This window comes from Rhizobium sp. IBUN (assembly GCF_000510625.1).
Lineage (GTDB): Bacteria > Pseudomonadota > Alphaproteobacteria > Rhizobiales > Rhizobiaceae > Rhizobium > Rhizobium altiplani.
This window is the reverse complement of record NZ_AZNV01000011.1, coordinates 48,863-62,463: the sequence shown is the minus strand read 5'-3', so window position 1 is coordinate 62,463 and position 13,601 is coordinate 48,863. Positions and strand designations below refer to the sequence as shown.

Genomic DNA, 13,601 nt, shown 5'->3' with positions numbered 1-13,601 from the left:
CGGACGTGATATCCGTCCGGCCGCTCTATCAAGATGGGATCGCCTTAGAGGTGTTCGCCCGACAGCCGCTTGCGGTGAAGCTCTTCCGCGTTCGGCAGGGCATCCTTGGGAAGGCCGAAGATCTGTCCCGGCAAGATGCGGTCCGGGTTTGTGATCTTGTCCTCGTTGGCGACATAGATCGTCGTGTAGCGAACGCCCGCACCATAGACGCGCCGCGATATCTGCCAGAGCGTATCGCCGCGGCGGATAATGACCGTCTCGTTGCTCGGTGCGAGCGGCGCCTGCTCGATCGTCGTCGGACCGCCCTGGTCTCCAGCGATCTCGTTGGTCGCAGGTGCATTCGGCGCGGCCGGTGCAGTGGAAGGAGCGGTCAGCTGGGCGATGTCGGCGTCGAGCTTGCCCAGCGCATCGCCGACGGATTTCGCATCCTTTGGCAGAGCCTGCAGCATGCTCAGGGCATCGGCTGCGGCCTGGGCAGCGATCGAAGCCTGCTGCTTGACGTCGGCTGTGGCATCGGCTGCGGTGCGGAATTCCACGATGGCACGCAGGGCGAATTCGGTCGCGGAGCGGGCCGCCGCGAGCTCTTCCGCTCCCGGTATCTTGCCGTCGGCGAAGAGCCCGTTGAGCAGGGAGAAGGCCTTGGTGGCATCATTCTTCAGCTTTCCGAGCGTACCTTCATCCAGTGGTACGGTCCCCGCCGCGCTTCCGCCGTTAGGCTTCACGCTCTGCGCGGCAACCGTGACTTGATTTCCTTCCGGGCGGTTGAAATTCACCGACGCGCGAACGGCGACCTTACCGGCGTCATCGAGAACATCGACGCGAATCTTGTGATCGCCGACCGAAAGCGGCATCACGCCATCGACAACGAAATGACCGTCGGGACCGGCCTTCGCCTTGCCGATCAGCTGGTCGTCGGCATAGGCGACGACGTTCGCCGAGGCCTTCGCCATGCCTGCGACAAAGATCTTGTCGCCTTCGATCTCGACGGCGCTGACCATGACGTCGTTAGCCGTCGTCGAACCTGTACCAGCCGGCGCGCTCGCGGCATCCGACGAACTCGGAGCAGAACCGCCATTGGAGGCGACCTGAGTATCCGGCTTGGGCGCGGTTATGACGCGGCTGGCGGTGCCCGGCTTGGAGACCATCGCCAGCAGTTCGGAGTTCTTGCCATCCGTGGGAACGGATACGGTCGCAATTTCTTCCGATGTCGAAGCTTTGCCATCCTTGCCGGTGGCTCGCAGGACGAGCTGGTGGTCGCCGGCGGAGAGCGGATTATCGAGCACCGCAACGAAATCGCCAGTCGGGCCGACGTCCGTCGTCGTCACGACCTTGTCCCCATCCAGGATTTCAAGCTTGCTGTTCGGTACTGCCGAACCGGCGATGACCGTAGAGCCATCCGGTTCTACGCGCAGCACGTCGAAAGTGGGGAGCTTGTTGGCGTTTTCCGCAGGCGAGGCCGCGACCGACGGTTCGCTGGCCGGCTCCGGGGAGCCTGTCAGCGCCGCTTCGGCTTTTGCGATCGCCGTTGCCGCATCGGCAAAATTCTCCGGTAGCGCCTTGACGATCGTCAGCGCCTTGGCTGCACCGTCTTTTGTCTTGGTGGCGGTGGCAGCCGTGACCGGGTTCGTGCCATCAGGAATCGCAAAGTCCGCAAGTGCCTGCAGTGAGGTCGTCGCCTTCGACTTGGCTGTCTCGAAAACTTCCTGTGTCGGACCCTTGCCGTCTGCAAAGAGCGCCTTAAGTTCGGAGATGGATTGGCCCGCCTCCGAAGCAAGCCGACCGACTTTCTGCGTGGTCTCTGCATCGTCGGGAACTGAAGGGCGCGATGTCTTGGCGGTTTCGGTGACTGTTTTCTTTACTTCGGAGCCGGCCTGGTTAATTGCATCACCAACTTTGGCGGCGTCTCCGCCGATGCGGGGCATGACAAAAAAGACCATCAATAGAATTGCGATTACAAGCACTGCAAGGGCCAGCAAGCCGGCACGGTTTCTCATCATCACGTCTCCCCAGGCGGCAATCTTGCCGGACTTACTAAAATTGCTAGCGATTCCCGCTGCTTTGCACAAGCAGTCAAAGCGGTAAGGCAATAGTAAGACGCAGCTTTTCCGTCATTTTTCTTGACTGGAGGCAGAGAGAATAGTTGTTTGCCCCTATGACAGATCAATCTCATTCCATTCGCTCCATTTGTGTTTACTGCGGCTCGCGACCGGGCAGCGATCCTCGCCATATGGCGGCCGGCCGTGCGCTGGGTAAGGAAATCGCGGACTACGGCCTGCGCCTCGTCTATGGCGGAGGCACCAAGGGCATCATGGGGGCTGTGGCGAGCGGCGTGCTTTCGAACGGGGGCCAGGTGACCGGGATCATTCCCGAGTTCCTGATCGACATGGAGGCTACTCGCCATTCCCTCGGCCAGCTCAATGAACTGATTGTAACGCCTAACATGCATACCCGCAAACATGCGATGTTCGAGCGCTCTGATGCGTTCGTCGCGCTGCCGGGCGGCATCGGCACGCTCGAAGAAATCGTCGAGATCATGACCTGGGCGCAGCTCGGCCGTCACGAGAAGCCGATGGTCTTTGCCAACGTCAACGGCTTCTGGGACCCGATGATGGAGCTCATGCGCCACATGACGGACGAAGGCTTCGTCCACACCGCCCATCGCGTTCAGCCGCTCGTCATCGACGACATAGCCGAGATCATCCCTGGCATCATGGCACAGGCGGCTGAAATTGCGTCGGTCGACAGTGACGGCGAGGACGCCGTTATTTCGAAGATGTAGGGCCGGGAGTTAGCGCTCTCGGTTCCCTTTGATCATCGCCCAGCTGTAGAGGAAGAGTCCCGCCCAGATCAGTGGGAAGGCGATCATGCGTGCGGTGCCGAGAGGTTCGTGGAACACGAAGATCGCAATCAGGAAGATCATCGTTGGCGCGATGTATTGCATGATGCCGATGGTCGAAAGCCGCAGCAGCTTGGCGCCGTTGGCGTAGATCATCAGCGGTACGGCGGTAACGACGCCGCAACCGAGCAGCAGGGCGGTATCGGCCCCGCCGGTGCGAAAGAAGTGTCCTTCCCCGCTGCCGAGTTCGAGATAGAGAATGTAGAAAAAAGCCGGGATGCTGAGGATCAGCACTTCGAGAAAGAAACCCTGGTTCGGGCCGAGCGGCAACGTCTTGCGAAACAGAGCGTAAAGCCCCCAGGAAATCGTCAACGTCAGCGACACCCATGGAACACCGCCGCTATCGAGCGCCAGCACGACGACTGCAAGTCCAGCCAACGCAATCGCTCCGATCTGAATGGGGTGCAGCCGCTCCTTCAATAGCACGGAGCCGAGTAGGATGCTGAATAGCGGGTTGATGAAATAGCCGAGCGCCGCATCGAGCGAATGGCCGGCGCCGATCGCCCAGACATAGGTACCCCAGTTGACGGTGATCAGCGCTGCCGTGAGCGCTGCCATGGCCAGCATCCGCGGTGACCGCAGGGCTATCCGGATATCCTGGGTGCGGCCGAGCACGATGAGCACCAGACCTGCCAGGGGCAAGGACCAGAGAATTCGATGAGCAATGACCTCGGCCGGCGAGATATGGGCGACGGCCTTCATGTAGATCGGCAGGAAACCCCACAGAAGATAGGCTACCAGCGCAAAGGCGAAGCCACGGGGACTGTCTTCGTTTTTGGCAATCGCGGCGCTTGCATTAGCAGACATCGAGTGTTTCCATATTTGTTCTCGTTATGAGCCGCTTAACTTAACGGACGTGAATAGGCCAATTCATTTCGGTGAATATTGCGGCCATCGCGATGGTGAAGGATATGGACGACGAAGCTCTTGCGCAGTGCCGCAGAGCATATGCATCACGAGTGCTTACGAAGGAAGGCATTCAGGACGACGATGCGTTGTTGCAGGCCTACGCGACTGTCCCGCGCGAGCGCTTTCTGGGGCCGCCACCGTGGAGGATGGCAGGTTGGTGCGGCTACGTCGATGTTCCCTCGGGCGATGCCTCCGTCGTCTATCAGGATGCGTTGTTTGCGCTTCAGCACAAGCGGCACGTCAACAACGGCAGCCCGAGCCTACACGCCCGGGGAATACACAAGCTGGCGCTCCGGCGCGGCGACATGGTCTGTCATGTGGGCGCCGGCAGCGGCTATTATACAGCGATCATGTCCCTGCTCGTTGGCGCCGAGGGTTGCGTGATTGCCGTGGAGTTCGACGGGGAACTGGCGGCGCGCGCTGAGGCCAATCTTCGGGACTATCCTAACGTGAAGGTCGTCCATGGCAATGGGGTGGAGTGGCCACGCGAACCGACCAATGCCGTCTACGTCAATTTTGCGGTTCACCGTCCCGCCGATCTCTGGGTGGAGCACCTGTCGATCGGTGGTCGGCTAATCTTTCCGCTCGGCGTTCCCGACGTCGATGCCACGGGGCCGACGGGATTGGCTTCCTATGCCGGCTTTTTCCTTTTTCGCCGTGAAGACGACGCTTACGCGGTGGAGTTTCTGTGCCCGGTGGCTTTCGTTTGGGCGGAGGCCGTATCCGGCGGATTTGACAGCTACAGACGGCTTGAAGCCTCGTTCGGCCGCGGCGGGATGCAACATGTTTGCGCCCTGCGCTGGAAAGCCGAGCGACAGGGCGACGAATGGTATTCGGAGAAGGATTGGGGCCTTGTCTACAGCCGCTGACGGCTACTCCGCCGCGATCTTGCCCGCCAATTGCCGGTTCTTCATCAGCTTGTAGATGACCGAGTCAACAAGCGCCTGGAACGACGCATCGATGATGTTCTCGGACACGCCGACCGTCCACCAGCGCACGCCGTCGCTATCGGTGGATTCGATGAGAACGCGGGTGATGGCCTCGGTGCCGCCATTGAGAATACGCACCTTGAAGTCGGCCAGCACCAGATCGTCGATCTCATGCTGATACTTCCCGAAATCCTTGCGCAGCGCGAGGTCGAGCGCGTTGACCGGGCCGTCGCCTTCGGCAACCGACATGATCGTCTGCCCCTCGATAACGATCTTCACGACCGCTTCCGAGACGATCTTCACGCGGCCATGGGAATCGAAGCGGCGCTCAACCATGACGCGGAAGCCCTCGATCGAGAAGAATTCCGGGATGGTTCCGAGGGTGCGGCGCGCCAATAGTTCGAAGCTCGCGTCGGCGCCCTCGTAGGCGTAACCGGAAGCCTCCCGCTCCTTGACCAGCGCAATCAGGCGGTCGAGTTTCGGATCATCCTTGCCGACCTCGATGCCGCGGCGCTTCAAAGCGTTGATGAAATTCGCCTTGCCGCCCTGGTCGGAGACCATGACCTTGCGGAAATTGCCGACGCTATCAGGCGTCACGTGCTCGTAGGTGCGGGGATCCTTGAGCAGCGCCGAGGCATGGATGCCGGCCTTGGTCGCGAAGGCCGAAGCGCCGACATAGGGCATCTGGTGGTCCGGCGAGCGGTTCAGAAGTTCGTCAAATGCATGCGACAGGCGCGTCAGGTTGGTCAGCCGTTCACTGTCGATCGCCGTCTCGAAGCGACGGGAATAGGTTTCCTTCAGCGCCAGTGTCGGGATCAGCGTCACGAGATTGGCATTGCCGCAGCGCTCGCCGATCCCGTTCAAGGTGCCCTGGATCTGGCGAGCGCCTGCCTCCACGGCTGCGAGCGAATTGGCCACCGCCTGACCGGTATCGTTATGCGCATGGATCCCGAGACAGTGCCCGGGAACGCCTGCCACGATCAGCGCCTCGACGATCGCGCGGATTTCCGGCGGCTGTGTGCCGCCGTTGGTGTCGCAGAGCACGACCCAGCGCGCGCCGGAGTCATAGGCCGTCTTTGCACAGGCGATGGCATAGGCGGGGTTTGCCTTGTAGCCGTCGAAGAAATGTTCGCAGTCGACCATTGCCTCCTTACCGGCGGCAACGGCGGTCTTGACGCTCTCGGCGATGCTTTCGAGATTTTCCTCGTTGGTGCAGCCGAGCGCGACCTTCACATGGTAGTCCCAGCTCTTGGCAACGAAACAGATCGCGTCGCTCTCAGCCTGCAGGAGGGCTGCGAGGCCCGGATCATTTGAGGCCGAGATGCCGGCTCGCTTCGTCATTCCGAAGGCGACGAAGCGGGCCCGTGTCGTGCGCTTCTCGCTGAAGAAGGCGGAGTCAGTCGGATTGGCGCCGGGATATCCGCCTTCGACATAATCAAGGCCGAACTCATCAAGCATGCTCGCGATCGCAATCTTGTCCTCGACGGAGAAGTCGATGCCGGGCGTCTGCTGCCCGTCGCGGAGCGTCGTGTCGAAGAGGTAGATCTTTTCGCGTGTCATGATGGTCGTCCTGTCGGCCTTGTGCCTCGTTATTGCTTTCCGGCGAACTTGTCCGTAGCCCGGATCAACTGGTCGAGGATGCCGGGCTCCGAATAAGCGTGTCCGGCGCCTTCGATCAGATGGAACTCAGCCTGCGGCCACGCCCTGTGCAGCAGCCAGGCGTATTTTGCCGGGCAGGGCATGTCGTAGCGGCCATGCACGATGACGCCTGGAATATCCTTCAGCTTGTAGGCATCGCGCAGCAGTTGGCCTTCGTCCATCCAGCCGGCATTGACGAAGAAGTGGTTTTCGATCCGGGAAAAGGCGTAGGCGAAGTCGGCATCCTCGAACTTGCCGCTGGTCGATTTTTCCGGCAGCAGCGTGATTGTCTCGCCTTCCCAGATGCTCCAGGCTTGAGCGGCCTCAAGGGCAACGGACCGGTCCGCACCAGTGAGCCGGCGATTGTAGGCCAGCATCATCTCGTGGCGCTCTTCGGGAGGGATCGGCGCGATGAAGCGCTCCCACTTGTCGGGGAACATTTCCGACACGCCGAACTGATAGTACCAGTCGAGCTCGGCTTTGGTCAGCGTATAGATACCGCGCACGACCAGTTCGGAAACGCGTTCCGGGTGCGTCTCGGCATAAGCGAGCGCCAGCGTCGAGCCCCACGAACCGCCGAACATCTGCCACTTCTCGACGCCTGCCATTTCACGCAGTCGCTCGATATCGGCGACGAGATGCCAGGTGGTGTTGGCATTGAGATCGGCATACGGCGTGGACTTGCCGCATCCGCGCTGGTCGAACAGCAGCACATCGTAGAGTGCGGGATCGAACAGGCGGCGGTGGCTCGGAGAGAAGCCGCCGCCCGGTCCGCCGTGCAAGAAGACTGCCGGCTTTGCACCCGCTGTGCCCGAACGTTCCCAATAGATCTTGTGGCCATCGCCGACGTCGAGATGCCCTGAGGCATAAGGTTCGATTTCGGGATAGAGGGTACGGAGCGCTTCAGTCATGTTCTACGCCTTCGGTTGGCCAGATTGCAGTATCGTAATCGGGATGCTGGAAGGAGATGATCGCCTCCTGCCGTGCATAAAAATCGGGTTCCTTGTGAATGCGTTGGTCGAAGATAGTCTCGACCCAGGGAATGCGGGCGTCGTAGTTGACCTGGATCTGCGGGGCCAGGTCGCTGCGATCGTCGAACGTGCCGATCGCCAGTTCGAGGCCGCCCGGGTGGCGGTAGGTCATCGGCGTGCCGCCGTTCTTGCAAAAGCCGCGCTCGATATTGACCGACGACTGGAAATAGCTGGGTTCGCCGCGTGTCCACTCCATGCCCTCGTCAGGCGCGGTCACAAGGGCGGAAAAGAGGCCGCCGAACTGCTTCTGACACATGCGGCAATGGCAGATCGAGGGGCGGCCAAGCTTGCCGCTGGTGCGGAATCTGACAGCGCCACATTGGCAGCCGCCGGTACGAATGGGTTCGCTCATGCTGACGCTCCGGTTGGCCAATGTGCTGTGTCGTGGTCGGGGTGCTGGTGATTGCTGGCGGCAATCGCGTTTTCGCGCTCGGGCGTTTCCGCTTCGGGCTCGATGGGCAGTACGTCGAGCTCATGAAACCAGCTCATCTTGCGTCCGGTGTTCGATTGCATCACCGGCTTGACGCTATCGGGATCGTCCAAGGAGCCGAGCACGATGTTGATGAAATCCGCATCCGGAACATCATAGAAAAGCGGCGTCCCGCAGTCGGCACAAAAGCCGCGGCGGACGATATCGGACGAGTGAAACCACTTCGGTTCGCCACGCGTCAGCGCAAAAACCCTTCGCTTGGCGGCGGCGAGCGGCATGAAGTAGTTTCCAGCCGCCTTCTGGCACATGCGGCAGTGGCAAAGGTGCGGATAGCCGAGTTCACCCACGACCTGGTAGCGAACCGCGCCGCATTGGCAACCTCCGCTCAGAGCCGCAGCTGTTGTCACGGGTTCCTCTCCTCGGGCCAGGTGGTCGTGTCGTGATCCGGATGCTGGTAGGAAACGATGTCGAGCACGAAGGGCGCAGCCTCAACGTCCTCTTCGGTCTCGCGCGCGGGCAACTCATGCAGGTGATCGACGAAGCCGATCTTGCGCTCCGTGCCGAACTGAATGACCGGCGGAAGCGCCGAGGGATCGTCGAAGGCGCCAGCCGCGATCGCCATGCCATCCGGCGCCTCGTATGTCAGCGGTGTACCGCAATCGGCGCAGAAGCCGCGCTCGACCAGGTTCGACGAGCGGAAGCGCTTACGCTCGCCGCGCGTCCACTCGAACTCTGCGCCACGGACGGAAACCAGGGGTGCGTAGTAGGCGCCAAACGCCTTCTGGCACATGCGACAATGGCAGATGGATGAATCCTTCAAGGTTCCGCGAACCCGGAAGCGGATGGCTCCGCACTGGCATCCGCCGGTATAGGTGTTCATCTCTTCACCTCCCATGTCGTTACCCGCTCGCCAGTAGCCGGATCCTTGCCGTCCTTGAGCTGGATGCCTTCGGCAAGCAGCGTCTCGCGGATCTTGTCGGCCTCGGCGAAGTTCTTCGCCTTCAGCAATTCGAGCCGTACCTTCACGCGCCGGTCGATTTCGATCGCAACCGCCTCGTCGATCTCGGCCATCTCAGGAAGGACGCCGAGCAGCGCGGCACTCGCGGCGAACGTTGCGTGATCGCCGGACTGGGCAAGCGTATGCAACGCCTGGATCGCCGCCACCGTGTTGAGGTCGTCGGCCAAGGCCCTGACCACCGTGGCATCGGGCTCTGCGCCCGCGGCATCGGCTGCTGGCCATTTGGCGAGAAGGCGCTCGGCTTCTTCCAGCCGCTTGACGGAAAAATCGATCGGTTCGCGATAATGAGTCATCAGCATTGCAAGGCGCAGCACGTCGCCTGGCCACTGCCGACCGCCGAACTTCTGAGTATGCAGCAGTTCATAGATGGTGACGAAGTTGCCTTCGGACTTCGACATCTTGCGGCCTTCGACTTGCAGGAAGCCGTTGTGCATCCAGACATTCGCCATGACCTTGGTGCCATGGGCGCAACGCGACTGTGCGATCTCGTTCTCATGGTGCGGGAAAATCAGGTCAAGACCGCCGCCGTGGATGTCGAAGACCTCGCCGAGATAGCGCTCGCTCATGGCCGAGCATTCGATATGCCAGCCGGGGCGGCCACGGCCCCAGGGGCTCTCCCAGCCTGGCTCGCTCTCGCTCGAGAGTTTCCAGAGCACGAAGTCGCCGGGGTTCTTTTTGTGCGCATCGACGGCGATGCGGGCTCCGGCCTGCTGTTCATCGAGATTGCGCTTCGAAAGCTGGCCGTAGTCGACCATCGATTTCGTGTCGAACAGCACTTCGCCGGCCGCTTGATAGGCATGGCCCTTGGCGATCAGCTTCTCGATGATCTCGATCATCTGGGCGATGTTTTCTGTCGCCCGGGGCTGGATCGTCGGGTCGAGGCAGCCGAGCGCCTTTGCATCTTCGAGATATTGCGTCTCGGTCTTTTCGGTGACCAGGCGGATCGCCTCGTTCAGCGGCAAACCGGGATGGTCCCGCAGAGCCCTTGCATTGATCTTGTCATCGACATCAGTGATATTGCGCGCATAGGTGACGTGCTCGGCGCCATAGACGTGCCGGAGCAGGCGGAACAGAATGTCGAAGACAATGGCCGGGCGCGCATTGCCGATATGGGCGTAGTCATAGACGGTAGGGCCGCAGACATACATGCGCACGTTCTGCGGATCGATCGGCGCAAAGGCCGTCTTTTCGCGCGTCAGCGTGTTGTAAAGCTTCAGTTCCGGCTTCTTTGTGTCTGGCGCGCCGGCCATGTCTACTCTCCCAAATGCAATGATCCGAAAAAAATGCTGCCACCCGGCGGGCCGGGGCGTTTCTCATCTTGGACTTTTCAGGAGACGAAAACGGCCAGGCCAGCGAGCGCGCTAGCGAATAATCTTCCGGCAGATAATGCAGATAACCGTTTTCATGGCGGGTTTTATGGCGCGCTAACCGGGTTTGGTCAAGGGGGGGTGAGAAGCGGTCCGGCCCCTAACCGGAGCAATCGATCCAGTGAATCGATTGCAGCGCCGAACGCCCGAAGCGCAAGCGCAGGGCCGGGCTAATGCCATCCGCCGCGACCTCACGAAATTCTGCTACAACGCGTCAAGGAAAACGAAAGACCATTGGAGTGATGAAAACCCTCTATCGAACAGTCCTCGCGGTGGTGATTCTAGCTGTCGCGGTCGCATCGTATCTGGCATACGATCGCGCCATGGCACCGTTCACACCTCCGACGCTTGCGGACTATCCAATACAGGGCGTCGACATCAGCCACCATCAGGGTGCCATAGATTGGCAAGCGCTGGCACGCCAGCCGAACGTCCGTTTCGCGATCATGAAGGCGACCGAGGGGGGCGACCACCGCGACAAGCGTTTTGCCGAAAACTGGAAGGCGGCGAGGGACGCCGGCATCGTGCGTGGCGCCTATCACTTCTTCACCTTCTGCCGCCCCGGCAGCGAACAGGCGCGCAATGTCATGGGAACCGTCCCGGTCGAAATGGATGCGATGCCGATCGCGATCGACCTCGAATTTACCGGAAACTGCGGCAAGGTGCCGACGCTCGAGGAGTTGAGCGCCGAGATCAGCGCGTTCTTTGATGAGCTGAACGGTGCCTATCCCGGCAAACCGATCTTCTACCTGAACCAGCAATTCTTCGATCAGTACCTGAAGGGCAACGAGGCACGTTTTCCTGATCACTATCTCTGGCTACGCAGCATCGGCCAGGCGCCGAAACGGGAGGACTGCGGCGGTTGGTCGATCTGGCAATTCGCTGACAACGGCGGGCTGGATGGCATTAAGGGTTCGGTCGACCTTAACGCGCTCTGCCCATCGGAAACAGGTTTCGCGCACCTGTTCCCGGCTCTGGCCGCCAAGTGAAGCGTGCTTATACCGGTAGGCGGTAGTCGACGAGCTTGTTCTCGCGGACGATGAAGAGCTTACCGGTTTCGGTCACATCAGGGCCGACCAGCGGCAGCATCGCCTTGGCGACCTCGGAGGGATGCGGCAACGTCTCGGGATCTTCTCCCGGGACAGCCTGGGCACGCATAGCAGTGCGGGTCGCACCCGGATCGACACTGGTGATCCGAAGCGGCGTGCGCTGCGTTTCGCCAGCCCACGTGCGCGCCAGTGATTCGACGGCTGCCTTGGAAGCGGAGTAGGGGCCCCAGAACGGACGACACTTGTGCGCCGCACCCGATGAGAGAATGACGGCGCGGCCGGCGTCGGAGCGCGAAAGCAGCGGATCGACCGAGCGGATCAGCCGCCATGTCGCGGTCACGTTGATGTTCATCACCTTCTCGAAGGTCTTTGCCTCGACATGTCCGATTGGCGAAATCACGCCGAGCACACCTGCGTTGGCGACGAGAATGTCGAGCTTGCCCCAGCGCTCGAAGATCGAGGCACCGAGCGCATCGATGGCGTTCATGTCGGCGAGGTCGAACGGGACGAGGGTAGCGGCGGAGCCACCAGCGGCCTTGATCGCATCATCGAGATCCTCGAGGCCGCCGACCGTGCGGGCGCAGGCAATCACATGCGCTCCGGCCTTTGCCAGCTCCAGCGCCGTGAAATAGCCGATACCTCGGGATGCGCCGGTAACGAGCGCGATCTTGCCTTCAAGGTTGATAGTCATTGTGCCCCGGTCCTGCGTCGCTGAAGAATTAAGGGGCGCAATAAGCGCCCCTTAATCAAATGTCAAAGCCAATGGCTGTCAGCCGTTGGTCGCGAGCAGGGAAACCTTGCGGCCCATCGTTTCGCCTTCCTTGTCGAGGAGGCGGGTCGGATAGTCACCGGTGAAGTAGTGGTCGGTAAACTGCGGACGGGCGTCATTGCGATCCTCGCCGCCGACGGCGCGATAAAGGCCGTTGATCGACAGGAATTCCAGCGAGTCCGCGCCGATATATTTGCACATGGCCTCGAGGCTGTCGTACTGGTTGGCGAGAAGCTTCTCGCGATCAGGCGTGTCGATGCCGTAGAAATCAGGATAATAGATCATCGGACTTGCGACGCGCAGGTGCACTTCCTTGGCACCGGCATCGCGGATCATCTGCACGATCTTCAGCGACGTCGTGCCGCGCACGACCGAATCGTCGACGAGCACGACGCGCTTGCCTTCGATCATCGCCCGGTTGGCGGAATGCTTCAGCTTGACGCCAAAGGCGCGGATCTGCTGCGTCGGTTCGATGAAGGTGCGGCCGACATAGTGGTTGCGGATGATACCGTATTCGAAGGGGATGCCGCTTTCCTGAGCATAGCCGAGTGCAGCCGGCGTGCCGCCATCCGGAACCGGAACGACGACGTCGGCGTCAACTGGGGCTTCTTTTGCAAGATTGATGCCCATGTTCTTGCGCGCGACATAGACGCTGCGACCGCCGACCACCGAGTCAGGGCGGGCGAAATAGACATATTCGAACAGGCAGAGGCGTTCCGGCTGGCCGTTACCGGCCTTGCGCGCGTCGATCGAGATTGAACCATCAGGCTGGATCTCGCAGATGATGACTTCGCCGTTCTCGACGTCGCGGATGAATTTCGCGCCGATGATATCGAGTGCACAGGTCTCGGAAGCGAAGATCGGCTTGCCGTCGAGTTCGCCCATAACCAGCGGGCGGATACCCGTGGGGTCGCGTGCCGCGATGAGCTTCGTGCGTGTCATGGCGAGCATCGAATAGCCGCCTTCCATCTGGCGAATAGCATCAATGAAGCGGTCGGCCGTGGAGGTGTAGCGCGAGCGGGCGATGAGGTGGAGAACCACTTCCGTATCGGAGGTCGACTGACAGATGGCGCCACCAGCGATCAACTGGCGACGAAGGGTCAGGCCATTTGTGAAGTTGCCGTTGTGGGCGATAGCGATGCCGCCGACTTCAAGTTCGGCGAAGAGCGGCTGCACGTTGCGGAGGGCGACTTCCCCGGTCGTTGAATAGCGGTTGTGGCCGATGGAGATGTTTCCGGGCAGGCGAGCAAGCGTGGTCGGATTGGTATAATGGTCGCCGACGAGACCCATGTGACGTTCGGAATAAAAGCGCAGTCCATCGAACGAGACAATGCCGGCTGCTTCCTGCCCGCGATGCTGAAGTGCATGCAGGCCGAGCGCGGTCAGGGTAGACGCATCGTCATGGCCAAGAATGCCGAAGACGCCGCATTCTTCGTGGAGGGTGTCTCCATCGAATTCGTCATTAAGCGTCAAGGAATGGGACTGGTTCATCGATGCGGGCCTTTGCTCTCACAAGAATGGATCGGCTTTCCATAGCATGACGCCGTGATCATGCGTTTTAAACG

At 60.9% G+C, this 13,601-nt stretch carries 13 protein-coding genes; 3 read left to right on the top strand and 10 right to left on the bottom strand.

Annotated elements, in window-relative coordinates:
• Window positions 1-44: 44 nt before the first annotated feature.
• Complete coding sequence (locus RHIBUN_RS0112600) at window positions 45-1,997, bottom strand: LysM peptidoglycan-binding domain-containing protein (protein WP_025659845.1); 1,953 nt, start codon at window positions 1,995-1,997, stop codon at window positions 45-47.
• Window positions 1,998-2,152: 155 nt separating this feature from the next.
• On the opposite strand from RHIBUN_RS0112600, the gene RHIBUN_RS0112595 reads away from it, so the two are divergent.
• A complete protein-coding gene (locus tag RHIBUN_RS0112595; RefSeq protein WP_025659844.1) occupies window positions 2,153-2,779 on the top strand; it encodes a TIGR00730 family Rossman fold protein in 627 nt (208 codons plus the stop codon).
• A gap of 9 nt (window positions 2,780-2,788) precedes the next feature.
• Here RHIBUN_RS0112595 and rarD read toward each other — a convergent pair whose 3' ends face one another.
• Window positions 2,789-3,703 carry an EamA family transporter RarD gene (gene rarD / locus RHIBUN_RS0112590; protein WP_025659843.1) on the bottom strand — a complete coding sequence of 305 codons (915 nt, stop codon included), beginning with the start codon at window positions 3,701-3,703 and terminating at the stop codon, window positions 2,789-2,791.
• Between the two features lie 104 nt (window positions 3,704-3,807).
• Between rarD and RHIBUN_RS0112585 the strand changes: the two genes are divergently transcribed.
• Window positions 3,808-4,674: an rRNA adenine N-6-methyltransferase family protein gene (locus RHIBUN_RS0112585; protein WP_025659842.1), complete on the top strand. Its 867-nt coding sequence runs from the start codon at window positions 3,808-3,810 to the stop codon at window positions 4,672-4,674.
• A gap of 3 nt (window positions 4,675-4,677) precedes the next feature.
• Here the strand turns inward: RHIBUN_RS0112585 and cimA are convergent, their stop codons facing one another.
• The 6 genes from cimA to cysS are packed head-to-tail and all read right to left on the bottom strand — an operon-like array spanning window position 4,678 to window position 10,101.
• On the bottom strand, window positions 4,678-6,294 hold the full coding sequence (cimA, locus tag RHIBUN_RS0112580; protein WP_025659841.1) for a citramalate synthase: 1,617 nt from the start codon (window positions 6,292-6,294) through the stop codon (window positions 4,678-4,680).
• Window positions 6,295-6,323: 29 nt separating this feature from the next.
• The gene (gene pip, locus RHIBUN_RS0112575; protein ID WP_025659840.1) at window positions 6,324-7,283 is read right to left on the bottom strand and encodes a prolyl aminopeptidase; all 960 of its coding nucleotides are present in this window, start codon (window positions 7,281-7,283) and stop codon (window positions 6,324-6,326) included.
• On the bottom strand, window positions 7,276-7,755 hold the full coding sequence (locus tag RHIBUN_RS0112570) for a GFA family protein (protein WP_025659839.1): 480 nt from the start codon (window positions 7,753-7,755) through the stop codon (window positions 7,276-7,278). Before RHIBUN_RS0112570 ends, pip begins: the two co-directional genes overlap by 8 nt.
• Entirely contained in the window at window positions 7,752-8,240 is a 489-nt protein-coding gene (locus RHIBUN_RS0112565; RefSeq protein ID WP_018857395.1) for a GFA family protein, read from the bottom strand. The genes RHIBUN_RS0112570 and RHIBUN_RS0112565 overlap by 4 nt, the downstream gene beginning before the upstream one ends.
• Complete coding sequence (locus RHIBUN_RS0112560) at window positions 8,237-8,713, bottom strand: GFA family protein (protein ID WP_018857394.1); 477 nt, start codon at window positions 8,711-8,713, stop codon at window positions 8,237-8,239. The genes RHIBUN_RS0112565 and RHIBUN_RS0112560 overlap by 4 nt, the downstream gene beginning before the upstream one ends.
• A complete protein-coding gene (gene cysS, locus RHIBUN_RS0112555) occupies window positions 8,710-10,101 on the bottom strand; it encodes a cysteine--tRNA ligase (protein ID WP_025659838.1) in 1,392 nt (463 codons plus the stop codon). Before cysS ends, RHIBUN_RS0112560 begins: the two co-directional genes overlap by 4 nt.
• 359 nt (window positions 10,102-10,460) lie before the next feature.
• Here cysS and RHIBUN_RS0112550 point away from each other — a divergent pair, with 359 nt between their 5' ends.
• On the top strand, window positions 10,461-11,207 hold the full coding sequence (locus RHIBUN_RS0112550; RefSeq protein ID WP_025659837.1) for a GH25 family lysozyme: 747 nt from the start codon (window positions 10,461-10,463) through the stop codon (window positions 11,205-11,207).
• A gap of 7 nt (window positions 11,208-11,214) precedes the next feature.
• On the opposite strand, the gene RHIBUN_RS0112545 is transcribed toward RHIBUN_RS0112550, so the two are convergent.
• The gene (locus RHIBUN_RS0112545) at window positions 11,215-11,958 is read right to left on the bottom strand and encodes an SDR family NAD(P)-dependent oxidoreductase (protein WP_025659836.1); all 744 of its coding nucleotides are present in this window, start codon (window positions 11,956-11,958) and stop codon (window positions 11,215-11,217) included.
• Between the two features lie 78 nt (window positions 11,959-12,036).
• Window positions 12,037-13,527: an amidophosphoribosyltransferase gene (gene purF / locus RHIBUN_RS0112540; RefSeq protein WP_018857390.1), complete on the bottom strand. Its 1,491-nt coding sequence runs from the start codon at window positions 13,525-13,527 to the stop codon at window positions 12,037-12,039.
• Between the last annotated feature and the right edge of the window lie 74 nt (window positions 13,528-13,601).

Bases quoted from the DNA above. Each gene is read 5' to 3' on its own strand.
- RHIBUN_RS0112560 (WP_018857394.1), bottom strand. From the start codon at position 8,713: ATGAACACCTATACCGGCGGATGCCAGTGCGGAGCCATCCGCTTCCGG.
- rarD (WP_025659843.1), bottom strand. From the start codon at position 3,703: ATGTCTGCTAATGCAAGCGCCGCGATTGCCAAAAACGAAGACAGTCCC.
- RHIBUN_RS0112600 (WP_025659845.1), bottom strand. From the start codon at position 1,997: ATGATGAGAAACCGTGCCGGCTTGCTGGCCCTTGCAGTGCTTGTAATC.
- RHIBUN_RS0112595 (WP_025659844.1), top strand. From the start codon at position 2,153: ATGACAGATCAATCTCATTCCATTCGCTCCATTTGTGTTTACTGCGGC.
- purF (WP_018857390.1), bottom strand. From the start codon at position 13,527: ATGAACCAGTCCCATTCCTTGACGCTTAATGACGAATTCGATGGAGAC.
- pip (WP_025659840.1), bottom strand. From the start codon at position 7,283: ATGACTGAAGCGCTCCGTACCCTCTATCCCGAAATCGAACCTTATGCC.
- RHIBUN_RS0112545 (WP_025659836.1), bottom strand. From the start codon at position 11,958: ATGACTATCAACCTTGAAGGCAAGATCGCGCTCGTTACCGGCGCATCC.
- RHIBUN_RS0112585 (WP_025659842.1), top strand. From the start codon at position 3,808: ATGGACGACGAAGCTCTTGCGCAGTGCCGCAGAGCATATGCATCACGA.
- RHIBUN_RS0112550 (WP_025659837.1), top strand. From the start codon at position 10,461: ATGAAAACCCTCTATCGAACAGTCCTCGCGGTGGTGATTCTAGCTGTC.
- RHIBUN_RS0112570 (WP_025659839.1), bottom strand. From the start codon at position 7,755: ATGAGCGAACCCATTCGTACCGGCGGCTGCCAATGTGGCGCTGTCAGA.
- cysS (WP_025659838.1), bottom strand. From the start codon at position 10,101: ATGGCCGGCGCGCCAGACACAAAGAAGCCGGAACTGAAGCTTTACAAC.
- cimA (WP_025659841.1), bottom strand. From the start codon at position 6,294: ATGACACGCGAAAAGATCTACCTCTTCGACACGACGCTCCGCGACGGG.